The sequence below is a fragment of the Actinokineospora inagensis DSM 44258 genome (assembly GCF_000482865.1).
Taxonomy (GTDB): Bacteria; Actinomycetota; Actinomycetes; order Mycobacteriales; family Pseudonocardiaceae; genus Actinokineospora; species Actinokineospora inagensis.
This window is the reverse complement of record NZ_KI519520.1, coordinates 27,023-48,742: the sequence shown is the minus strand read 5'-3', so window position 1 is coordinate 48,742 and position 21,720 is coordinate 27,023. Positions and strand designations below refer to the sequence as shown.

Genomic DNA, 21,720 nt, shown 5'->3' with positions numbered 1-21,720 from the left:
GGCCCCGCGCGGTCCACTAAGGACTGACCGGGACCTTGGCGGTGACCAGGTCACGCAGTTGGGCCAGCAGGTCGCCGCGGCTGGTCGCGCCGAGCCGGGACCGCATCCGGGCCATGTGGTGCTCCACCGTCTTGGCCGAGATGAACAGCCGGTCGCCCACCTGCTTGTAGGTCATGCCCGCCAGCACCAGTTCGGCAACCTGCAGTTCACGTCCGCTCAACCGGGCCATGCCGCTGTGGTCGGCGGCCCCGTCGTCGCGGACGGCGCCGCCCCGCAGCACCCGCGCGCAGTCGAGCAGGGCCAGCATCCGCTTCCGGTCGTTGGTGCGCACCGCCGCCTGACCGGCCAGCCGCGCGCCGTCCCAGCACAGGCCCGCCGCGTGCAGGCCGCGGGCGGCCGCCTCGACCCGGGCGGCGTCCACGTCACCGGCCAGCACCCGCAACCAGCAGTGCGCCGCTTCGGCGACCGCGGCCGGGAACGGGCCCCGGTCGGCCCGCTCGGCCAGCGCCTCGGCGTGCTCGGCCGCCTCCGGCCGGTCGGCGACGATCTCGGCGTGCAGGCAGTACCAGTGCGGCAGGGTCGTCCAGGCGACCGGGTAGCCGAGCGAGTCCAGCAGGTCCCAGGCGCGGCGCAGGTGCGGGGCGAACCGGTCGCGGTCGCCGAGCCGGGCGGCGGCGACCGCGAACTCCCCCAGCGGCAGCAGGGTGAACAGGTCGACCTCGTGCCGGACGACGGCTTCGTGCGCCTGGTCCCACACCCGGCGCAGCGCGGCCAGGTCACCGGCGCGCCGGGCCGAGCCGACGGCGAGACCGACCGCGAACAGCCAGTCCCGGGGGGTGCGGACGCCGTCGACCGGGTCGACGGTCTCGCCCCTGAGCATGGCGGTCCAGGCGGCGAGCAGGGAATGCCTGGCGCGCAACAGGTCCCCGCCGATCTTGGCGGCGTTCGCCCTCGTCAGCAGGGGTTCGGCGATGCCGGTGGCGCCGGTGTGCACGGCGAGGACGGCGCCGATCGCGGCCGGGCTGTCCGGCAGCAGCACGTCCCGGCCGACCGGTTCCAGCACCTCGGCCGCTCTGACCACAGTGGACAGCGCGTCGCCGTCGCCCGTGATGGAGTCGAGCACTCCCTTGGCGGCGAGGGCGGTCGCGGTGGCGAACAGGGTCGGCGGTTCGCCGGTGTTCGGGCCGGGCAGGGCGGCCTGGGCGTCGGACAACCGGCCGGTGGCGGCCAGCCCGATGGCGGCGAAAGCGCCCGACCCGGCCCACCGGTACAACTCGGCGCTGCGCGTGGGTTGACCGCGGTGCGCGAGCGCGGCGGCGGCGACGGTGGCGGCCCGGGGATCACCGGTGGCGAGCAGCACGTCGGCGCGGCGGAGCGCGGAGTCCAGATCACCGGACCTCGCCTCGGCTTCCGCCCGGCCGACCTCGTCGACCGGGTGGCCCGCGTTCTCGGCGGCCCGGTGCAGTTCGACGGCCAAGCCCGGTTCCGCCTCGGCGGCCGCGGCGGCGTAGACGGCACCCGCGGCGGGGCCGGACGCCTCAGCGGCGAGCAGCGCGGCGGCGAACTCGCGGGTGGGACCGGTGCGGGTGAGCCGGAGTTCGGCGAGGGTGCCGAGCACCGCCGCGCGCTGGTCGCCGGGGATCAACGCGCGCAGCACCGCGGCCACCAGCGGGAGCAGGGAACCGTCCTGGGCCAGGAAACCGGTGGCGCGGGCCTCGTCGACCAGGGCGGCGGCGCGGGTCGGCGGGCAGCCGAGCAGACCGGCCAGCAGCGTCGTGTCGGCGTTGACCTCGGCGGCCAGCAGCGCGTGGACCTGGTCGACGGGGAGGCGGTCCAGGTCGAGCCGGAACTCCTCGACGACGGCGGGCGGAATGGTTTCGTCGGTCTTGTCGGCTTCGTCGGCCAGGTGTGGGGCCAGTCGGTGCACCAGTCCGGGGACGCCGCCGGTCTGGGCGAGGACGAAAGCGGCGTGGTCCGGGTTGGCGCCGAGGGCGGTCAGGCAGGTCCGGGAGCGGTCGAGGTCGAAGGGGCGTAGGACGATCTGGCCGCGCAGGCGGGTGAGCAACGCGGTCAGCCGGGCGGGGCGCGGACGTGGCCGGGCGGCGACGACCAAGCCCTTGGTGTCGTTGGAGAGACAGTCGTCGAGCGCGTCGAAGTCCTTGTCTGTCAACAGGTGCGCGTCGTCGACCAGTAGCAGGTCGGCGGTCGGGTCGCGGCGGTGTGCGCCCGGGGTGGTGGCGAGCAGGTCGAGCAGCGCGCTCTTGCCGTAGCCGCCGGGGGCGACGACGGCCAGCCGGACCGGGGCGAGGCCGCCCGCGGTGATCGCCGCGCACAGCCTGCGGGTCGGGTCGTCGAGGACCAGTTCGTCCGGGCTCGCGTGCCCGGGGATCACCGCGTGCTCCGACGCGGCCGGAACCGCGACGGCGGCGGCTCCAGCGGCTCCACTTCGACCGGCGGCCGGGGCGGCGGCTCGTCCATGAGGTCCACAGTGGAGCGACGGGCCGGGGTCAGCCGGGGGTCGCTCGGCGCACCGTCCACAGTGGATCGGGCGATCTGCCTGGGTAGCACCGGGATCGGGGCCAGCGCCAGCGCGGCACCACGGGCGGCCGCGGTGGCCGGGTCGTCGAGCACGGGGGCGACCTCGGCGACGAACGGAATTCTGGCCGTGCCACCGGCGATGACCCCGACCGAGGCCTGGGCGAGGAAGGCGCGGGTCGTACTGAGCGCGGGGAGCAGCACCGGAGCAGCCAGCTCGGTGAAGTCGTGGCGGGTCACCGTGAGGTCGGCGCGCAGGTGCGGAACGGGGATGCGCACCTCGGTCGCCACCGAGAGCCGCTCCTTGGCCGACGCGCAGGCCAGCCGGAAAGCGCTCAACAGCCCCGGCGCGGGCATGTTCGGCCGGGACACCGGGCCGTGCGGGCCGTCGATGATCACGGCCGTGTCGTCCGGGGGACCGAGCTTGTCGATGACGTGGCGGTGCAGGGCGTCGTCGAGGGCCGCGCCCGCCTGGGAGGTCACGTGGTGTGCAACGACCTCGAACGCCGATTGGTTACGCCGGAGTAGGGCGTGCTCGGCGCGGTGCCCGCCGAGCAGGGTGACCGCCAGCGCGGACCCGGGCCGCAGCGGGTTGTCGGCCTGGTGGGCCTCGGCGGCGGCGGTGACGGTGGGCAGCAGGGTGACGCCGGGCAGACCGGCCGCGGCCAGCGCCTCGTGCAGCAGCCCACGGCGGTACGCCCCCCACTCGGGTGGGTGGGTGACGGCGATCCGCTCCGGGGCCTCCCCCTCGGCGTCACCGGCCACGTCGACCACCCAGCCGACGACGGCGGCGACCAGGTTCTCCGCCGGGTACAGCTCACCGCCGAGCAGCACCGGGACGTCGTCGCCGACCCGGTCGAGCACGCCGCGGGCGAGCCGGTCGGGGTGCTGGCCGCCCGCGCGCTCCGCGGCCGTCCCCACCAGCACTTCCCCGCTCTCGCCGAGGAAGAGGGCCGTCGGCAGCCAGCGCGCGGGTCCGTCCAGCGCGACGACGTCGACCGGGTGGTGGCCGTCCGCGTCCCGGCGGCGCACGGCGGCGGCGCACCGGGTGCGGCCGATGTCGACGCCGAGCACGTAAGACATGTCCGGCCGGTCCTCCTCGAGTCGTGGGCGTCCCTGTTCGTACCAGGCGACCAACCCCCAACGGCAACCCGGAGTGGTGAGTCCAACACTCCCTAACCCCCTAATAAGTGAATGTCCGTCACCCTTTCCGTGGGGGATTTAGACGGGGAGTGATCCCCGATGGCAGCCCGGCCGCGCCGCCCTAGCGTTGTCGACCAAGCGCCCCGCTCGATGCCCCGGCTCGGCGCGCCGTCCCCACCCCGTTCGAGGAGAAGCAGTTGTCCAGCACCGGTTCCGGCCTCCCGATGGACTCGATCCCGACCACCGACCTCGGTGACTTCGCCGCGCAGGGGCAGACCCTGCACCAGTTCGTGCTCGGCCTGCTCGGCGACGACGCGGCCCGCACCGCGTTCGCCGCCGATCCCACCGGGGTCCTCGCCAACGCGGGCCTGGGCGCGGTCGACGTGCACGACGTGCGGGACGCGATCCCGTTCGTCGCCGACTACGCCCCGTCCGCCGACGCGGTCACCGACCTGCGTGCGATCGCCACCCAGCTCACCTCCGGCACCGACCTGACCGGCGGTGTGAACCCGGCCGCCGGCTCCGGCCACCTGGACACGACGGCCGAATGGTTCACCGGCACCAACTCCGCCGACGTCGACACCAGTGGCCTGCACGCGACCGCCGCAGGCGCCACTGACGACCTCGGCTACGCCACCGACCTGACCACCGACGGCCAGTCGCTGACCGCCGCCGCGCTGCTGCAGTCCGACGAGGTCAACGGCGCCGGTTACATCGACGTCGCCGCGCACCGCGTGGCGACCGCGTTCGACTCCGACTTCGGCTCGTTCGCCTCGGCGACCACCGCGGACGGGACCACCGCCGCGGGCTCGGTCGCCGGGTTCGACACCGCGGTCTCGGTCGAGCACGACGTGTCGTTCCTGTCCACTGGGGCCACCGATCCGACCGCGCTGCTCGACGCGCACGCGGTGCCGGAGGTCGACATCGCCGTCGCGGGCGCCGGGACGTTGTCCACCGCGGGCCTGGTCAGCCACGCGGGCCTGCCGCACCTGGACCCGACCGGTGTCCTGGACGCCGACGCGCTGCGCGGCGCGGACCTGACCGCGGGCACCGTCGCCGACTACGTCCACTCCGGTGGCGAACTGCTCGGCACCTCCACCGCGGGCCTGGGCGGTTTCCTGACCGGCGGCTCCCCGGTGCACCAGGTCGAGGAGGTCGGCGAGCACCTGCGCGGCACGCTGCCGCAGCCGCTCCCGTCGCCCGAGCACCACGCGCCGGTCGGCCACGGCGACCTGCCGCACCTGCCCGCGCAGCTCCCGGTCGACCTGCCGCACCTGCCCGGGGGCCTGCCGCAGTTGCCCACGGACTTGCCCGACCACCTGCCGGTGCACCTGCCCACCCAGCTACCGCACCTGCCCGAGCTGTCGCACCTCCCGGTGCAGTTGCCGGAGGTGCCGCACCTCCCGGTCGCGAACCCGCTGCCCGGGGTGGCTGACCACGTCAGCGACACCCTGGGTGGCCTCACGCACGACACCCCGCTCGGCGGTGAGCACGCCGCCCTGCCCGACGTGGGTGGTCTGGTGGGTGACCTGGACCTCGGCCACTGAGCCGACCCGCGATGGAGGCGGGGTCCAGTCCTCGGTGACGGACCCCGCCTTCTTCACCTATCCGGGGGAACACGGCATTCTCATCCGGGTGATGACCGCACCGCCCTGGCTGGACCTGCTCGACGAGACCATCCGCGCCTGCGCCGCCCAAGACCGGGAAGACCTGGTCGACATGCTGGTCGGCAGGCGCGCTGACCTGCTCGAACCTGGCCGCCGGGTGGTGGTGGCCGGCTATCCCGGCAAGGGCAAGTCATACCTGGTGAACGCCCTGGTCGGTGCGGACGTATGCGCGATCGGTGACGACCTCACCACCATGGAACCCACGATCGTGCGGCACGCCGACCGTCCCGTGCTGATCGGTGACTCACCGGCGCCGGGCACCGAGATCGGCCTGCCGCGCGCCCTGCTCGGCGCGGGGCTGGTCCTGGTCGACTCCCCCGGCCTCGGCGCGCCGGGGTGCCCGCGCACCGCCCGCGCGCTGGCCGTCCTCGCCAACGCGGACGCCGTCCTGGTGGTGACCGACGCGACCAGCGAGCTGACCGCGCTCGAAGTGGAGCTGCTGACCCACGTCCACCGGCTGTGCCCGACCGTGCTCGTCGCGCTCACCAAGATCGACCTGGTTCCCGGGTGGCGCCGGATCGCCGAAGCGGACCGGAAACGACTGGCCGAGGTCGGGGTGCCCGCACCGCTCGTGCCGGTCTCATCGGTGTTGCGGGCGACCGCCGTGCGCACCGAAGACCAGGAGCTCAACAAGGAATCCGGGTTCGCGGAGCTGATCGGCTGCCTGCGCCGCGACGTCCTCGCCGACCCCGCCCGCGTCGCCGCCAGAGCGGCCGCGGCCACCAGCGGACTCGCGCTGGACCAGTTGATCGCGCCGCTGCGCGCCGAGTTCGACGCCGCGCCCGCGGGTGGCTCGTCCACCGCCATCGCCGAATGGCACGCCGCCGGGCGCCGCGTCGAACAGCTCCACCGGGACAGCACCCGGTGGCAGACCCAACTCGCCGACGACATCGGCGACCTGCTCGCCGACCTCGACTACGACCTGCGCGAACGCACCCGCCGCGTGCTCCGCGAGATCGACGACTACTTCGACGCCGCCGACCCGGGAAAGGTGTGGGACGAGTTCAGCGACTGGCTGCGCGACGCCCTCACCGACGTCGCCGGGGTCAACTCGGACTGGCTGGTCGAGCGGTTCGAGTGGATCGCGGCCCGGGTCGCCCGGGAAGCGATGCCGGATGCCGACATCGCTCCCGCCCAGTTGCTGTCCGATCTCGGCGCCGCCTGGGACGAACACCTCCGGCTGCCCAACATCGAACGGTTCAGCCCAGCCCAGAAAATCTTCGTCGGCCTGCGCGGCTCGTACAGCGGCCTGCTGATGTCCGGCCTGGCCACCACCCTGGCCGGGCTGCCGCTGATCAACCCGATCTCCCTCGGCGCAGGCGCCGCCTTCGGCGCCCGCAGCGTCTTCGAGGAACGCGGCGCCCGCCTGAAACGCCGACAGGCCATCGCCAAAACCGCCGCCCAACGCCACGTCGACGACTTCTTCCTGCGATACGGAAAAGAAGCAAAAGACGCCACCCGAATCGTCCACCGGGCCCTCCGCGACCAAGTAACCGAAGTCACCCATTCCCTCCGCGAATCCGCCACCGAATCCGCCCGAGAAATAAAATCCACCCTCGACGCCGAATCCGCCCACCTCACCCAATCCCGCCACACCCTCGAACGCCTCCTCACCCTCCGCACCCACATCGACTCCGTCCGCCGATAACCCGCCGTCGCAAGGTCAGTGTGTTTGATGCCGAGTGGTCGGAATGGCCGTCGCCGGTCTCGCGCGGCGTGTCACGGTTCTACGGCGAGGTCACGCAGACCGGCCAAAGCGCAGCGTGCACATCCGGCGCTGTAGCCAAACGACCAAGGACGACGACACGCCATCCTCAACCGATCATGGGCACCGACAACCACACAGAACCCGCGCCCGCCCAACCCAACCCACCGACATCACCAAGCCCCCGACGGGTCCAGGCGGCCCCCACCCAGTCCCGGGGGGCGTCCCCGAGGCCAGTCTACCGGGCATCCATGATCGACAGGGTTGGGCATGGTGGGCTGTGGACAGGTCAGCGGAGTGTGGACAACTCAACCGGCTGGAACAAGAGCCGTACCCGAGCCGCCCTGAGCTGCTGAAACAGCTTTGTGGCGGGGCTACCACCGCGATGACGGTCCGCCGACTCAACCGACATCGATGGTTGAGAGCGACCACGAGGGCACGGCTGCCATCGTGATCAGGCGGCCACAGCGGCAGGCGAGGAGGCCACATGCGGGGGAACGCGTCGGCGCTGGCGGCCGGGCGACGTCACTCGGCCGGCCGTCGTTGGGACGGAACGGTTATCGCCGTCGGGAACAATGCTGCGGGCGAGTGCCGGGTCGAGCGGTGGAAAGACGTCGTCGCTGTGGCGGCGGGCAATGTCCACAGCGCGTCCAACACCGGAAAGTCGCACACGGTCGGACTTCGATCGGACGGCACCCTGCTGGCAACGGGATGGAACGCCGACGGCCAATGCGATATCGCCGCGTGGAGCGACGTCACGGCCGTGGCCGCGGGCTGGCGCCGCACGCTCGGGCTTCTCGCGGACGGCACCGTGCTGGCAGCGGGCCGACGCGCAGAAGGCCAATGCGAGGTGCGGTCCTGGCGGGAAATCGTGGCCCTGTCTTGTGGCGACTGGCATTCAGTCGGACTCCGGGCGGACGGCTCGGCAGTGGCCGTGGGAAACGATCGCCGAGGACAATGTTCTGCCGTCCACGGTTGGCGCGACCTCACCGCCATCTCAGCCGGTTATCTGCACACGATCGCACTCAGATGCAACGGTCGTGTTCTCGCGGCAGGGGACCAATCGACCGGAGCCTGCGACGTCGAACGTTGGGAAGACGTGGTCGCGGTCTCCGCAGGCAGCTACCACTCCGTCGGAGTCACAGCAGACGGACGAGTCCTCGCGGCAGGCGACAACAGCCACGGGCAGTGCGACGTCGACGACTGGCGGGACATCGTCACGGTGGCCGCGGGCTCCATCCACACCCTCGGCGCGCGCGCCGACGGCACGGTCGTCAGTACCGGGAACAACACCCACCATCAATGCGATGTCGAGTCCTGGTCGGGAATCCAACCCGGCACCTGAACACCGCGCCACACATCCTCCACTGTCTACATCGGAAGCGCGCCTACGGAGACCAGCCTGACGGCAAGGAAATGCGTAGCAGCTTAATGTCGGCGAGAACCGCGTCCACGTCGCCGCGTACTGACCGTCACCGGCCGCCCCCGCCACGACGGCAAAACCAGCGTCACGGTCAACCTCGCAATCGCGATGGCCAAGCCTGGCCGGTCGGTTACTGCGGCGACGAGCTACCCCACGGGACCGCGAACACCGTGAGCCAACCCAGCACACCATGTCCATCCGGCCCTGTTTGCCCGGCCTTGCTAGTCGACCACCCCCACTGCCACCAATGCCTCGCAACTGCGGGCGACCGTGGCGGCGGCTTGCCGTTCCCTGTGCGACAGGTGCGGGGCTTCGGTGAGCGCTTGCCAGCGGCGGTGGGCTTGGAAGGGATCACCGGTGGCGGACAGGCGGGTGGCGGGGGCGGTGCCGTAGGCGCCGAGGAGGCAGCGGGCTTCTTCGGTGAGGTCGGTGAAGGTGACTCGGGCCGTGTCGAGGTCGGCGAGCAGACGGAGTTCCCTCGGCTCGTGGGCACTCGCCAGTGCGCGTTCGGCTTCGGGGTGGTGGGCGATGGCGCGGAGGGCGGCGCGGGCCTGGAGCATTTCGGCGCGGGGGAGGAAGTACGTGTCGATGGCTTGGCGCAGGTCGGGGATGCCGCTCAGGGCGAGCAGGGTGGCGGGGACGGGGTCGCCGCGGTGGATTGCGGCGACGGCGGCGCGGGTGCCGAAGAGGCCGAGTTTGTGCAGGAGGTCCGGGCCGAGGTGGTGGGTGAGGCGGTCGGCGGAGAGCAGGAGGTCTTCTCGACTGGCCAATGTGGACAGTGCGGTGGCGTCGGCGCGGGTGAGTTGTCGGCTTCCCACGGCGGGTAACGCGGCGGTGGCGACCACGAGTTGGCACTGTTCGCCCAATGCCAGGCGGGTGTGTTCGGCGGCGATCAGGCGGGCCGAGTCGAGGGCGTCGAGGCGGCCGCCGCCGAGTTCGTCGGCGCGGGCGAGGACGACGATGGTGGCGACCGGGTCGGCGTCCACCGGGTCGTCGGGGCGGCGGACGAGGTGGAGGCGGACGTCGGCGGGGCCGTCGACCACTTCGAACGGGCCGCCGGTCAGGGCGGCGACGACGGTCGAGCGGCCGGAGCCGGGGGCGCCGGTCACCCCGACGCGGAGCGGGCCGCCGAGGCGTTCGCGCAGGCCGGGTACGCCCTGATCAGCCAGCGCCCAGGCGGCGTCGACGAGGTTCACCGAGAACAAACTCCCCCTGTGCGGCGGGCAAGGATCCACCCACCCAACGAGTCCGGGGGCCGCCGGGGTGCGCGAGGATTGCCGGACCGGGTGCGGGGGAACTCGAATAGCGAGGCGATGGGCACCGGGATACCGTCTGCCCAGTTCGCGGGTGGGAGGTCGGCATGGGTGCCGAGTGGGAACCGGGGCATGATCGTCTGCTGGCGTTCGTGTACCGGTGCGTTGGCGGGTGCGTGCCGGACCGGACGGTCGTAGCCGAGTTGACCGTGGACCTGGTCGCCGAGGTGCTCGACTCGCCCAACCTGGACGACGACCGGGTTCGGTCACGGGTTGTTGCGCTGGTCGAGCTGGTGCTGGGCCAGTACGCCGAACCCACCCTGATCGAGGCGGCGGTGCGGTACGCCGCCTGGCGCGACCGGGTGGGCGTGCTGCGCGACCCGCACGCCGCCGTCGCCGCGGTCCACGGGTTCACCCGACACCTGCGCGTCCCCGCGTGATCGCGGTAGCGGGGGCCAGCGGCTACGTCGGCCGCAAGCTGGTCGCGGCGCTCGCCGGGCAACCGGTGCTGGCGATCGGTCGGCGGATCGAGGCATTGCCGACCGGGGACGACGTGACCCGGGAATCGGTGGACGTCACGGACACCGACGCCGTGACGAAAACGCTTGCGGGGGTACACACGGCGTACTACCTGGTGCACGCGATGGCGGGTGGCGGCGACTTCGCCGACCGGGACCGGCAGATGGCGAGCTCATTCGCCAGAGCGGCCGAGGCAGCCGGGGTGCGGCGGATTGTGTACCTCGGCGGGCTGGGCTGCGGGACGCTGTCGGAGCACCTGGAGAGCAGGCAGGAAGTCGGCGAACTGCTGGCGTCGACCAGCGTCCCGGTGGTCGAACTGCGCGCGGCGGTGATCATCGGGGCGGGCAGCATCTCGTTCGAGATGCTGCGGTACCTGACCGAGCGGCTGCCGGTCATGGTGTGCCCGCGCTGGGTCGCCACCCGGGTCCAGCCGATCGGCGAGGACGACCTCGTCGAGCACCTGCTGCGCGCGGCCGACGCCGACGTGCCCGCCGGGGTGCACGAGGTCGGCGGCCCGGATGTGTTGACCTACCAGGAACTCATGCAGTGCTACGCCGAGGTGCGCGGCCTGCGCAGGCGCCGGATCGCCCGGGTTCCCCTGCTGACACCGGGCTTGTCCGCACACTGGGTCAACCTGGTCACCCCGGTCGACCGGGCGGTGAGCCGGTCGCTGATCGGCAGCCTGACCACCGATGTCACCGTCACCAATCCCAGCGGCGCGTTCGGCACCGCCCCAACCCCGGTGCGGGCCGCCATCAAGTCCACATTGGACAATCAGCGCGACGGCATGGCCCGCCGGGCATTCGAGTTCGCCAACGGCCTGCGCGACGGCGTGCACACCCTGACCACCGTGGTCGACCTACCGCCGTCGGTCACCCCCGCCGCCCGGCTCGACCTGCGGCGCTGCGGTGGTTCGCTGCGCTGGTACGGGTGGGCGTGGGCGTGGTGGCTGCGCATCGTGTTGGGCAAGCTGTTCGGCGAGAAGCTGAGCCTGCACCGCCCGCCCGAGGTCACCGAGGGCGCCACAGTGGACTGGTGGACGGTCGCGGACTTCGGTGACCGGCACATCGTCCTGATGACCGAGAAGTGGTTCTGCGGCGAGGCGTGGCTGGGTTACCGCATCAGCGGCACGAAACTGGAGCAGGTGGGGGCGTTGCGCGCCAAGGGCATGCTGGGCTGGGTGTACTGGCGCGCGGTGTACCCGATCCACCTGGTCGTTTTCCGGGTCATGGCGAAGAAGCAGGTCAGCCGAGCACACCGGTTGGCGAACGGTCACTGAGGTTTTTCCAGCCACCGCACCAGTTCGAACCCGCGGACGGCGGCGGGCACGGTCGCCGAGCAGGTCAGCGGGGTGTCGCTGCGGCGGAAAACCGCCCGGATCTCGACGCTCGCGCCGACCAGTTCGACGACCCACTGCTCGTGTCCGGTGTGCCGCACGGCCAGCGGCGCGAAGGAGTCGACCAGGTGGTCCCCCGAGTGCGCCCGCACCAAGTCCTGCGCGGCCTGCACCGGGGCGGCGAATCCCGACCGACCACGGAAGTACGCCGGTTCGATCACCCCGGTCTCGTACTTCTCGGCGACATCGACCCCTTGTGCCGCCGGGACCTGGCCGAAGTAGAGCCCGTGCGGTAACGCGATCATGTTGCCCGCGAACCGATCCCCGCCGACGTGGGTGCATTCCCAGGTCTCTTCGGGCCGCTCCCGGGCCAACGCGGCCGCCAACGGGCGTCCCCGTACCGCGCAACACGGGTCGTGCCTTCCATGCGCGCAGACGAGGTATACCGGCGAAAGCGACAACTCGCCCTGGGGCGAGGCCAATCCGAGGTCGGTGAGCTCCGCTGGATCGCGGAACCGCGTCCACCACACCCGTTCCAGTCCCGGCCGCGAATCCACGAACGCCCACCGGCGTTCCGCGGACACCGTCCGACCTGGCCTGCGGATGAGCAGAACCCTGGCTCGGGCGGCGGAAGCCTGCGCCGCCACGGCCGACACCACCGAGTCAGGCAACGCCGAGTCCCGCCACGGGTCCGGACCCCACGGGCCGGGCTGCTCGATCAGCAACCAGTGCCGCACCGGGGGTGCGGTGGCCACCATCGGATCACCCCGGCGCAGGCATCCCTCGGCGCAGCGTTCAACGGTCACAGGGCACGAGGATTCCTTCTCGGAGCAACCTCCGCACGAGGACCTCCTGGTCGTCGACCGACAATTCCGGCAGGTCCCCGACCACGCGCGGCGCACCGGAGAGCACGTCGGCCAACGCGACGCCGGTGAACGCGGGCAACGAGAGCTCGTCCCCGGGCACCTCCAATACGACCCGATCGCCGGATTCCGTTATCCGATAACGCAATCCGGCCCGCAGCCGAACCACGGAACCGACCCCGACCGACCGCGCGGCGGCGGCTTGGGCCAAGGGGGACAACGGTTCCGGCCTCGTCCCCTGCCACACCTTGTTCCGCACCCGCCGGGCGACCTCGTCCGGTGGGATGGTCCGCAGCACCCGGGCCAGCGCCTCGACCGTCGAGGGGAGGTGCGGGGCCAGTTGGTCCGGATCGGCGGCGTCGATGCCCAGCGGCAGCGTGGCGCGGAGATCGGCGTTCTGTCCCGCCAACGCGAGCAACGCCTCGACGAGGGTGTACCGGGTCAGCACGTGCACGCCGACGGTCAGGTGTGCGGACACCTCACCGAGCGCGGTGGCCGAATGCAGGTAGCCGCGCGGCAGGTAGAGCGCGTCACCCGGGTTGAGCGTCTCCTCGATGACCGGGGTTTCCAGCGCACGGGCGGCCACCGCGTCCGCGTGCTGGTCCCACGGCTGGTCACGCAGCGGATCGGGGTGTACCGGCGCGTGCACCCGCCACCGCTTCTGACCCGCCACCTGGAGCACGAACACGTCGTGCACGTCGTAGTGCGCGGCGAACCCCTGCGACGACGGCGGCGTGATGTAGGCGTTGATCTGCACCGGGTGCCCGAGGTCCACCCCGAGCTGACCGGCGAAGTCGACCAGCGGCGGCCAGAGCCGGTGCAGGCCCTGCAGCACCACCGTCGCGCCGCCGTCGAACAGCCGAGCCACCTTGTCGTCGGCGACCTGGTCGCCGATCTCCGCGCCGACCCCGCCGCCCCTGGTGAACTGGGCCGACGAGAGCACGGCGCCGTCCTTGGCGACCCGCACGAACGGGGTGCGCAGGCCGCGCCGGGACAGCAGCTCGTCGATGTCGTCGAGGGTGAGCAGGTCGTCGAACGCCTTGGGCAGGCCGCCCGCCGGGGTGAGCAGCGGGCGCTTGCCCCAGTGGGTCGCGGCGAACTCGTCCGGCTCGACCCCGACGCACCGGCGGACGGCCGGGCGGTCCGGCGTGGACCACCCGGCCGGGCTGGAGGTGGCCATCACGCGCTGCCGTCGGCCCCGCCGTCCGCGCCACCGTCGCCGCCGCCGTCGGCCGCGCCGTGGTCCGACCCGGCGCCCGAGTCGGCACCGCCGTCCGCGCCACCGTCGGCACCGCCATCAGCACCGCCGTCCGCGCCCCCGTCGTGGCCACCGGGCACGCCGGAGGCGCCGTGATCCGCGACACCGGCGCCGCCGTCAGCACCGCCGTCCGCACCTCCGTCACCGCCGCCGTCGGCCGCGCCGTGGTCCGATCCGGCGCCCGAGTCGGCGCCGCCCACTCCCGCGATGTGACCGCTGCGGATGTCGTCGTCTTCCAGGGACATGCCTGCCTCCTCGTGGTGGGATTGCGAGTCCCCCGCTTGGTACCCCCGAACGGGTCAAGTCATGCGTGGCCGTTACCGGTTTCCCACCTCCAGGATTCACGTTTGTGCGCGCTCCCGCTCGGGTAAATCGCGGCCAAGGCGTAAGCAGGGGAGATGGCATGGAGACCGAGACGCTGCTCGACGGGCGTTACCGGCTCGGCGAGCTGATCGGCTCGGGCGGCATGGCCGACGTGCACCGCGCGCTGGACACGCGGTTGGGTCGCCACGTCGCGGTCAAGCTTTTCCACCCGAAGGCCGACGGGGCCACCCTGGCGCGGTTGGACAGCGAGGCCCGGTTGCTGGCGGGCCTGTCGCACCAGGGGGTAGTCCGCGTGTTCGACGTCGCCGCGGACAACGAGCGTCCGTACCTGGTGATGCAACTCATCGAGGGTGGCACCCTGCGCGACAGGCTCAACCGCGGCGTTATGCCCGCGCGTGACGTCGCCAGGACCGGTATGCGGTTGGCCGACATCCTCGGGTACGTGCACTCGCGCGGGATCGTGCACCGCGACGTGAAGCCCTCCAACGTGCTGTTCGACGACGACGACGCCTGCTACCTCGTCGACTTCGGTATCGCCCGTGCGATGGGCGGTGCCCGTCTTACGTCCACCGGCCACTGCGTAGGTACCGCCGCGTACCTCGCGCCCGAGCAAATCCGCAGCGAGCAGACCGGCCCCGCCGGGGACATCTACTCGCTCGGTTTAATGCTCCTGGAATGCCTTACCGGACAAACCGCCTACGAGGGCTCCGACATAGAGGCCGCGATCGCGCGACTCACTCGCGACCCCGTCATCCCCCAGTGGCTGCCTGCCAAGTGGGCCGACACGCTCACCGCGATGACCCAGCGCGACGCCGCCGACCGCCCCGACGCCGCCGAGACCGCCCGCCTGCTCGCCGGGTCCGCCCTGCTCGACCCGGTCGCCCGCCCGACCCCGCGGCACACCCCACGGCACGCGAGACAGGAGCGGGCCACCAAGGAGAGCCCCGTCCGGGCCCGCCCGTCGAAGCTGGTGCACGCGAGCCTGATGGCCGGGGCGCTCCTGGTCGGCGGCTCGGCCGCGGTGCTGTCCACGGCCGCGTCCCGCGCGGACACCCCGCAGCCGACCCCCGCCGCCGTCATCACCACCACGAGTCCGTCGGCCACCACCACGACCCTCGCCATGGCGCCGCAGCCGATGCAGGCCGCCACGGGGGTCATCGCGGTGCCCACCGTGCAGACCAAGGTCGTCACGGTCACCCGGCAACCCCGCGCCCCGCGCTTCCCGATCCCCGGTTGGGGCGACTGGGGTGACTGGGGCGGCAACTGACCGTCCCGGGTGACCCCGCCCACAGGTCGTCGCCTACCCGCCGGATCGTCACCGCCCCGCCATTCCCAGTTCTGCGGCACCCCCACGTGTCGCCATAGGCTGGGACGCGCGCGACTTGCCCCGACGACAAGACCGCCCTCGCGCCGTACCCCGGGGCCGGGCATGACCGAGGAGAACGTGTGCGGCCCTGGCCAGGAACCCCCTACCCGCTCGGTGCGACCTACGACGGAGCGGGCACCAACTTCGCGGTCTTCTCCGAGGTCGCCAGCCGGGTGGACCTGTGCCTGTTCGACGCGGACGGCACCGAGCACCGGGTCAGGATGCCCGAGGTCGACGGATTCGTCTGGCACTGCTACCTGCCCGGGGTGCTGCCCGGCCAGCACTACGGCTACCGGGTGACCGGCCCGCACGACCCCGGCCACGGCATGCGCTGCAACCCGGCGAAGCTGCTGCTCGACCCGTACGCCAAGGCGGTCGACGGCACCGTCGACTGGGACCAGGCCGTGTTCGGCTACACGTTCGGGGAACCCGACCAGCGCAACGACGACGACTCCGCGTCGCACACGGTGAAGGCCGTGGTGGTCAACCCGTTCTTCGACTGGGCCAACGACCGACCGCCGCGCACCCCGTACAACGAGACGGTCATCTATGAGGCGCACGTGCGCGGGCTCACCATGGAGCACCCCGACATCCCGCAGGAGCTGCGCGGCACCTACGCTGGCCTGTCGCACCCGGCGGTGATCGACCACCTGAAGCGGCTCGGCATCACCGCGATCGAGCTGATGCCGGTGCACCAGTTCCTGCACGACCACGGCCTGCAGGAGCGCGGGCTGCGCAACTACTGGGGCTACAACACGATCGCGTTCTTCGCCCCGCACGCCGACTACGCCTCGCAGACCGCGCAGGGCGCGCAGGTGGCCGAGTTCAAGGCCATGGTGCGCACCATGCACGAGGCGAACATCGAGGTCATCCTGGACGTGGTCTACAACCACACCGCCGAGGGCAACCACCTCGGCCCGACGCTGTCCATGCGCGGCATCGACAACCAGGCGTACTACCGGGTCGTCGACGACGACCACCGCTACTACATGGACTACACCGGCACCGGCAACTCGATGAACGTGCGCAACCCGCACACGCTGCAGTTGATCATGGACTCGCTGCGCTACTGGGTCACCGAGATGCGGGTGGACGGGTTCCGGTTCGACCTCGCCGCCACCCTGGCCCGCGAGTTCTACGACGTCGACCGGCTGTCGGCGTTCTTCGACATCGTGCAGCAGGACCCGGTGATCAGCCAGGTCAAGCTGATCGCCGAGCCGTGGGACGTCGGCCCCGGCGGCTACCAGGTCGGCAACTTCCCTCCCCTGTGGACGGAGTGGAACGGGAAGTTCCGCGACACCGTGCGGGACTTCTGGCGCGGGGAGCCGTCGACCCTGGGCGAGTTCGCCTCCCGCATCACCGGGTCGTCCGACCTGTACCAGGAGGACGGTCGGAAACCGTTCGCCTCCATCAACTTCGTCACCGCGCACGACGGGTTCACCCTCAACGACCTGGTCTCGTACAACGGCAAGCACAACGAGGCCAACGGCGAGGACAACCGCGACGGTGCCGACGACAACCGGTCCTGGAACTGCGGCGCCGAGGGGCCGACCGACGACCCGGCGGTCAACGAACTGCGCGCCAGGCAGCGGCGCAACATGATCGCGACCACCATGCTGTCCCAGGGCGTGCCGATGCTGCTGCACGGCGACGAGATGGGCCGCACCCAGGACGGCAACAACAACGCCTACTGCCAGGACACCGAACTGTCCTGGGTGGACTGGTCGCTGGCCGCAGCGAATGCCGACCTGATCGAGTTCACCGCCGGTGTGGTGGCGCTGCGCGCCCGGCACCCGGTCTTCCGCCGCCGCCGCTTCTTCGCGGGCAGGCCGATCCGGCGCGGTGACGAACTGCGCGACATCGCCTGGTTCACCCCGTCCGGCCAAGAGATGTCGCATGAGGACTGGGAGTCCGGGTTCGGCCGGTGTGTGGTCACCTTCCTCAACGGCGACGGCATCCCGGACCTGGACGCCCGCGGCGAACGGGTCACCGACGACTCGTTCCTGCTCTGCTTCAACGCCCACCACGAGGACATCGAGGCGATCGTCCCCGACGGCGACTACGGCGCCGAGTGGGAAGTGGTGCTCGACACCGCGACCGGCCAGGTGTCGCACACCGAACCGCCCCGGTACTCGGGCAAGACGCGGCTGGTACTGCCATCCAGGTCACTCATCGTGTTGCGACGCACCGGGAGCGAGTGATGCGGTCCACCTACCGCGTGCAGTTGCGGCCGGGCTTCGGGTTCGCCGAGACCGCCGCGATCGCCGACTACCTGTCCGACCTCGGCGTCGGGGCGCTCTACACCTCGCCCATCCTGACCCCGACCCCCGGCTCGACGCACGGGTACGACGTCGTCGACCCGACCCGAGCCAACCCGGAACTGGGTGGCGAGGCCGGTCGGGTGGCGCTGGTCGAGCGGCTGCGCGCGGTGGGGCTGGACATGGTGGTCGACATCGTGCCCAACCACATGGCGGTCGAGGTCCCGTCGGCGAACACGTGGTGGTGGGACGTCCTCGCGCACGGCCCGGCATCGCGGTACGCGAAGTACTTCGACATCGCGTCGTTCCCGGTGCTGCTGCCCGTCTTGGGCTCGGACGACGACGTCGAGAAACTGACCGTCGACGGGGTCCTGCTGCGGTACTACGACCACACGTTCCCGCTCGCGCCGGGCACGGGTGGTGGTTCGGCCGCCGAGGTGCACGACCGGCAGCACTACCGGTTGATCGACTGGCGGCGGGCCGGGCAGGAACTGAACTACCGGCGGTTCTTCGACGTGACAACCCTTGCCGGAGTTCGGGTCGAGGACCTGGAGGTCTTCGACGACACCCACCGCGAGGTGCTGCGCTGGGTCGCCGCCGGAGACGTGCAGGGGCTTCGGGTCGATCATCCGGACGGGCTGGCGGACCCCGGCGGGTACGCGCGCAGGCTGGCGGAGCGGTCCGGGTGCTGGATCGTGGTGGAGAAGATCCTGGAGCCCGGCGAGGAACTGCCGTCGTCGTGGCCGGTGGCGGGGACGACCGGGTACGACGCCTTGCGGGAGTTCTGCGGGGTTTTCATCGACCCGGCGGCCGAGGGCGCGTTCACCGCGCTCGCCGAATCACTTGACGTACCAACGGATTACGACGCGATGCGCGGCGAGGCCCGCCGGTTGATCGCGACGACTTCGCTGGCAGCCGAGGTCAAGCGGATCGCGGGATGTGTGGCCGGAGTCGACGCGGCGGTGGCGCGGGATGCCGTCGCCGAGCTGATGGTGTCGTTCCCGGTGTACCGGTCGTACCTGCCGGAAGGCGAGGACCACTGGTCGACGGCGGTCGACGAGGTCCGCCGGGGGCGACCGGACTTGGCTGCCGCGCTCGACGCGATCGACACGCAGGTGCGCGCGGGTGGCGAACTGGCGACCCGGTTGCAGCAGACGTCCGGGATGGTCGTCGCCAAGGGCACCGAGGACACGACCTTCTACCGGTACACGCGATTCGTCGCGCTCAACGAGGTGGGCGGCGACCCGTCGCGTTTCGGCGTCAGCGTTGCCGACTTCCACACCGCCCAAGCCCGCCGTGAGGCCCAGTATCCGACGGCGATGACTGCACTGTCCACTCACGACACCAAGCGGTCGGAGGACGTGCGGGCCAGGCTGGCCGTGCTGGCCGAGATCCCGGACGAGTTCGCCACGGCGGTGCGGCGGTGGACCGAGCGCCGGGGACTGCCGGAGCCGACGCTGAACCTGCTGGCCTGGCAGACCCTGGTGGGCACCTGGCCGATCACCCCGGACCGGCTTTCGGCGTACCTGGACAAGGCCGCCAAGGAAGCCAAGATCCGCACGTCCTGGACCGAGCACGACGAGGAGTTCGAGGAGGCCGTGCGGGGGTGGCCACGCGCGGTGCTCGGCGATCCCGGCGTGGTGGCCGAGGTCGAGGCGTTCGTCGCCAGGATCACGGCGCACGGGTGGTCGAACTCGTTGGGGCAGAAGCTGTTGCAGCTCGCCGGGCCCGGGGTGCCGGACGTCTACCAGGGCAGTGAGCTGTGGGATCTGTCGCTTGTGGACCCCGACAACCGGCGTCCGGTGGACTACGCGAGCCGGATCGGGTTGCTGGCGAAGCTCGCGACCGGGTGGCCGCCGCCGGTGGACGAGACCGGGGCGGTGAAACTGCACGTGGTCCGGACCGTTCTCCGCCTCCGCCGGGAACGCCCGTCACTGTTCACCGGCTACCGCCCGGTGTACGCGACCGGCCCGTCGGCGGACCACGTCGTGGCGTTCGAGCGGAACGGCCTGGTCGCGGTGGCGACCCGGTTGCCGGTCAGCCTGCCCGGCTGGGCGGACACCGTGGTGGAACTGCCGGAGGGGGTTTGGGTGGACCAGCTCACCAACCGGGTGACCGACGGGTCCGTGCGGGACCTGTTGGCCGACTACCCGGTCGCTCTGCTGGTCCGGGGCGCGTGATGACCGAACCGTTCAGCGTTTGGGCCCCCGCTCGATCCCGCGTCCGCGTGACCGTTGACGACGTCCAGCACGAAATGGCCCGCGACGATCAGGGCTGGTGGCACGCCGAGGTCAGCGGCGGGATCGATTACGCTTTCCTGCTTGACGATGACGAGACTCCGCTGCCCGATCCACGTTCGCTGTGGCAGCCGAACGGCGTGCACGAGGCTTCTCGTCGGTACGAGCACGGGGCGTTTGAGTGGACCGACTCCGGCTGGACCGGGCGGGCTCTGCCGGGCAGCGTTGTTTACGAACTGCACATCGGGACGTTCACGCCGTCGCGGACCTTCGACGGGGCGATCGAGAAGTTGGATCACCTGGTGTCGCTGGGCATCGACCTCGTGGAAGTTTTGCCGGTCAACGCTTTTGACGGGGTCGCGGGGTGGGGGTACGACGGTGTGCTGTGGGGGGCGGTTCATGAGCCCTACGGCGGCCCGGACGGGTTCAAGCGGTTTGTGGATGCCTGCCATGCTCGTGGGCTAGGGGTCATCCTGGATGTTGTGTACAACCATCTGGGGCCTTCTGGAGCTTATCTGGACCGGTTCGGACCGTATTTCGCAGGCCGGAATCTTTGGGGGCCAACGCTGAATCTGGACGGTCCGGATTCGGATGAGGTTCGGCGGTATGTCATCGAGAACGCGCTGGGCTGGCTGCGTGATTTTCACGTCGACGGGCTTCGGTTGGATGCGGTGCACGCTCTGATTGATACTCGGGCCACACATGTGCTGGAGGAGTTGTCGGTTGAGGTCGACGCGTTGTCGGCGGGGCTTGGGCGGCCGTTGTCGCTGATCGCGGAGTCGGATCTCAACGATCCTCGGCATGTGCGGTCCCGGTCTGCCGGTGGCTACGGGTTGACAGCGCAGTGGTGTGACGACATCCACCACGCGCTGCACGTGGCGTTGAGCGGGGAGACTTCGGGGTACTACGGGGACTTCGCCGGGGCGTTGCCCGCGACTCTTCGGTCGGCGTTCTTCCATGCCGGGACGTGGTCGTCGTTTCGGCGGCGGACGCATGGGCGGCCCGTCTCGAGTTTGCCTGGGTATCAGTTTTTGGCTTACCTGCAGAATCATGACCAGATCGGGAACCGTGCCGCTGGGGATCGGCTGACCGCGACGGTGTCCCCGGCTAGGATGTTGTGCGGGGCGGCGATTGTGTTTTGTTCGCCGTACACGCCGATGCTTTTCATGGGTGAGGAGTGGGCGGCGTCGACACCGTGGCAGTTCTTCGCCTCGTTCCCGGATCCCGAGCTGGCTTCGGCTGTCCGCACGGGGCGGCGGCGGGAGTTCGCGGCTCATGGGTGGGGGGAGGCTTCGGTACCCGATCCGATGTCGCCTGCGACTGTTTCCGCGTCTACTTTGGATTGGTCCGAAGTAGACTCTTCGCCGGTGCTGGCGACGTATCGAGCGTTGATCGCGTTGCGGCGGCGGTATCCGGAGCTTGCCGATCCGCGGCTGGATCGGTTTGTGGTTGAGTCGGGGGATGGGTGGCTGGTGCTGCACCGGGGAGCGCTGCGGGTGGCGGTCAACCTTGGGGGTGCGGCGGTGGCGCTGCCGGTGCGGGTGACGGCTGTGTTGTTGGCGGCGGAGGGGGTTGTGGCTGGGGATGAGTTGATGTTGCCTGCTGATACGTTTGCTGTGGTGAGGGTTTGAGGGTCACTGGGCCTCGGCTTCGCCTCGGGGGACTGCTTGTCGCCTGGCGGCGACGCCGCTGGATTGCGCCAGATAAATGCGGGGTGCCCGCTGGGGTGAAGTTGTTTTGTTTGGGGCCCCTGTGCGGTGGCCTGGGTAAGGCTAAAAGGCGGGGCCACTGGAAAGACGTGGCCTTACCCGCCGGCCGGCTTAGGCCACCGCC

Annotated in this window: 15 protein-coding genes; 9 read left to right on the top strand and 6 right to left on the bottom strand. The window is 71.2% G+C overall.

What is annotated here, in order from left to right:
- Positions 1-16: 16 nt before the first annotated feature.
- Positions 17-2,392: a helix-turn-helix transcriptional regulator gene (locus H504_RS0131400; RefSeq protein WP_026426035.1), complete on the bottom strand. Its 2,376-nt coding sequence runs from the start codon at positions 2,390-2,392 to the stop codon at positions 17-19.
- Positions 2,389-3,618, bottom strand: coding sequence for an Hsp70 family protein (locus tag H504_RS0131395; protein WP_026426034.1), 1,230 nt, complete (start codon positions 3,616-3,618; stop codon positions 2,389-2,391). The genes H504_RS0131400 and H504_RS0131395 overlap by 4 nt, the downstream gene beginning before the upstream one ends.
- Before the next feature lie 257 nt (positions 3,619-3,875).
- On the opposite strand from H504_RS0131395, the gene H504_RS0131390 reads away from it, so the two are divergent.
- From H504_RS0131390 to H504_RS39205, 3 genes are all read left to right on the top strand, one after another.
- Complete coding sequence (locus tag H504_RS0131390; protein ID WP_026426033.1) at positions 3,876-5,225, top strand: IniB N-terminal domain-containing protein; 1,350 nt, start codon at positions 3,876-3,878, stop codon at positions 5,223-5,225.
- A 34-nt stretch (positions 5,226-5,259) separates the two neighbouring features.
- Positions 5,260-6,993, top strand: coding sequence for a GTPase (locus H504_RS37995; RefSeq protein ID WP_245614528.1), 1,734 nt, complete (start codon positions 5,260-5,262; stop codon positions 6,991-6,993).
- Between the two features lie 544 nt (positions 6,994-7,537).
- A complete protein-coding gene (locus H504_RS39205) occupies positions 7,538-8,395 on the top strand; it encodes an RCC1 domain-containing protein (protein WP_051386463.1) in 858 nt (285 codons plus the stop codon).
- Positions 8,396-8,694: 299 nt separating this feature from the next.
- Here the strand turns inward: H504_RS39205 and H504_RS37990 are convergent, their stop codons facing one another.
- Positions 8,695-9,669: a hypothetical protein gene (locus H504_RS37990; RefSeq protein WP_051386462.1), complete on the bottom strand. Its 975-nt coding sequence runs from the start codon at positions 9,667-9,669 to the stop codon at positions 8,695-8,697.
- 164 nt (positions 9,670-9,833) lie between these two features.
- Here H504_RS37990 and H504_RS42220 point away from each other — a divergent pair, with 164 nt between their 5' ends.
- Positions 9,834-10,166 (top strand): hypothetical protein, encoded by a 333-nt coding sequence (locus H504_RS42220; protein ID WP_026426031.1) that lies wholly within the window; start codon positions 9,834-9,836, stop codon positions 10,164-10,166.
- Positions 10,163-11,524: a DUF2867 domain-containing protein gene (locus H504_RS37985; protein ID WP_051386461.1), complete on the top strand. Its 1,362-nt coding sequence runs from the start codon at positions 10,163-10,165 to the stop codon at positions 11,522-11,524. Before H504_RS42220 ends, H504_RS37985 begins: the two co-directional genes overlap by 4 nt.
- Here H504_RS37985 and H504_RS0131360 read toward each other — a convergent pair.
- The 3 genes from H504_RS0131360 to H504_RS0131350 are packed head-to-tail and all read right to left on the bottom strand — an operon-like array spanning position 11,518 to position 13,947.
- Entirely contained in the window at positions 11,518-12,387 is an 870-nt protein-coding gene (locus H504_RS0131360) for a sucrase ferredoxin (protein ID WP_026426030.1), read from the bottom strand. The two genes, H504_RS37985 and H504_RS0131360, sit on opposite strands and share 7 nt — an antisense overlap.
- Entirely contained in the window at positions 12,377-13,624 is a 1,248-nt protein-coding gene (locus H504_RS0131355) for a cupin domain-containing protein (protein WP_035307154.1), read from the bottom strand. Before H504_RS0131355 ends, H504_RS0131360 begins: the two co-directional genes overlap by 11 nt.
- Positions 13,624-13,947 (bottom strand): hypothetical protein, encoded by a 324-nt coding sequence (locus H504_RS0131350; RefSeq protein WP_026426028.1) that lies wholly within the window; start codon positions 13,945-13,947, stop codon positions 13,624-13,626. The genes H504_RS0131355 and H504_RS0131350 overlap by 1 nt, the downstream gene beginning before the upstream one ends.
- Positions 13,948-14,105: 158 nt before the next feature.
- On the opposite strand from H504_RS0131350, the gene H504_RS37980 reads away from it, so the two are divergent.
- The 4 genes from H504_RS37980 to treZ all read left to right on the top strand — a co-directional run bounded on the left by H504_RS37980 (position 14,106) and on the right by treZ (position 21,518).
- Positions 14,106-15,293 carry a serine/threonine-protein kinase gene (locus H504_RS37980; protein WP_051386459.1) on the top strand — a complete coding sequence of 396 codons (1,188 nt, stop codon included), beginning with the start codon at positions 14,106-14,108 and terminating at the stop codon, positions 15,291-15,293.
- Between the two features lie 179 nt (positions 15,294-15,472).
- Complete coding sequence (gene glgX, locus H504_RS0131340; protein WP_026426027.1) at positions 15,473-17,593, top strand: glycogen debranching protein GlgX; 2,121 nt, start codon at positions 15,473-15,475, stop codon at positions 17,591-17,593.
- Entirely contained in the window at positions 17,593-19,830 is a 2,238-nt protein-coding gene (gene treY, locus H504_RS0131335; RefSeq protein ID WP_026426026.1) for a malto-oligosyltrehalose synthase, read from the top strand. The genes glgX and treY overlap by 1 nt, the downstream gene beginning before the upstream one ends.
- Positions 19,830-21,518, top strand: coding sequence for a malto-oligosyltrehalose trehalohydrolase (gene treZ, locus H504_RS0131330; RefSeq protein ID WP_026426025.1), 1,689 nt, complete (start codon positions 19,830-19,832; stop codon positions 21,516-21,518). Before treY ends, treZ begins: the two co-directional genes overlap by 1 nt.
- Positions 21,519-21,720 lie beyond the last annotated feature (202 nt).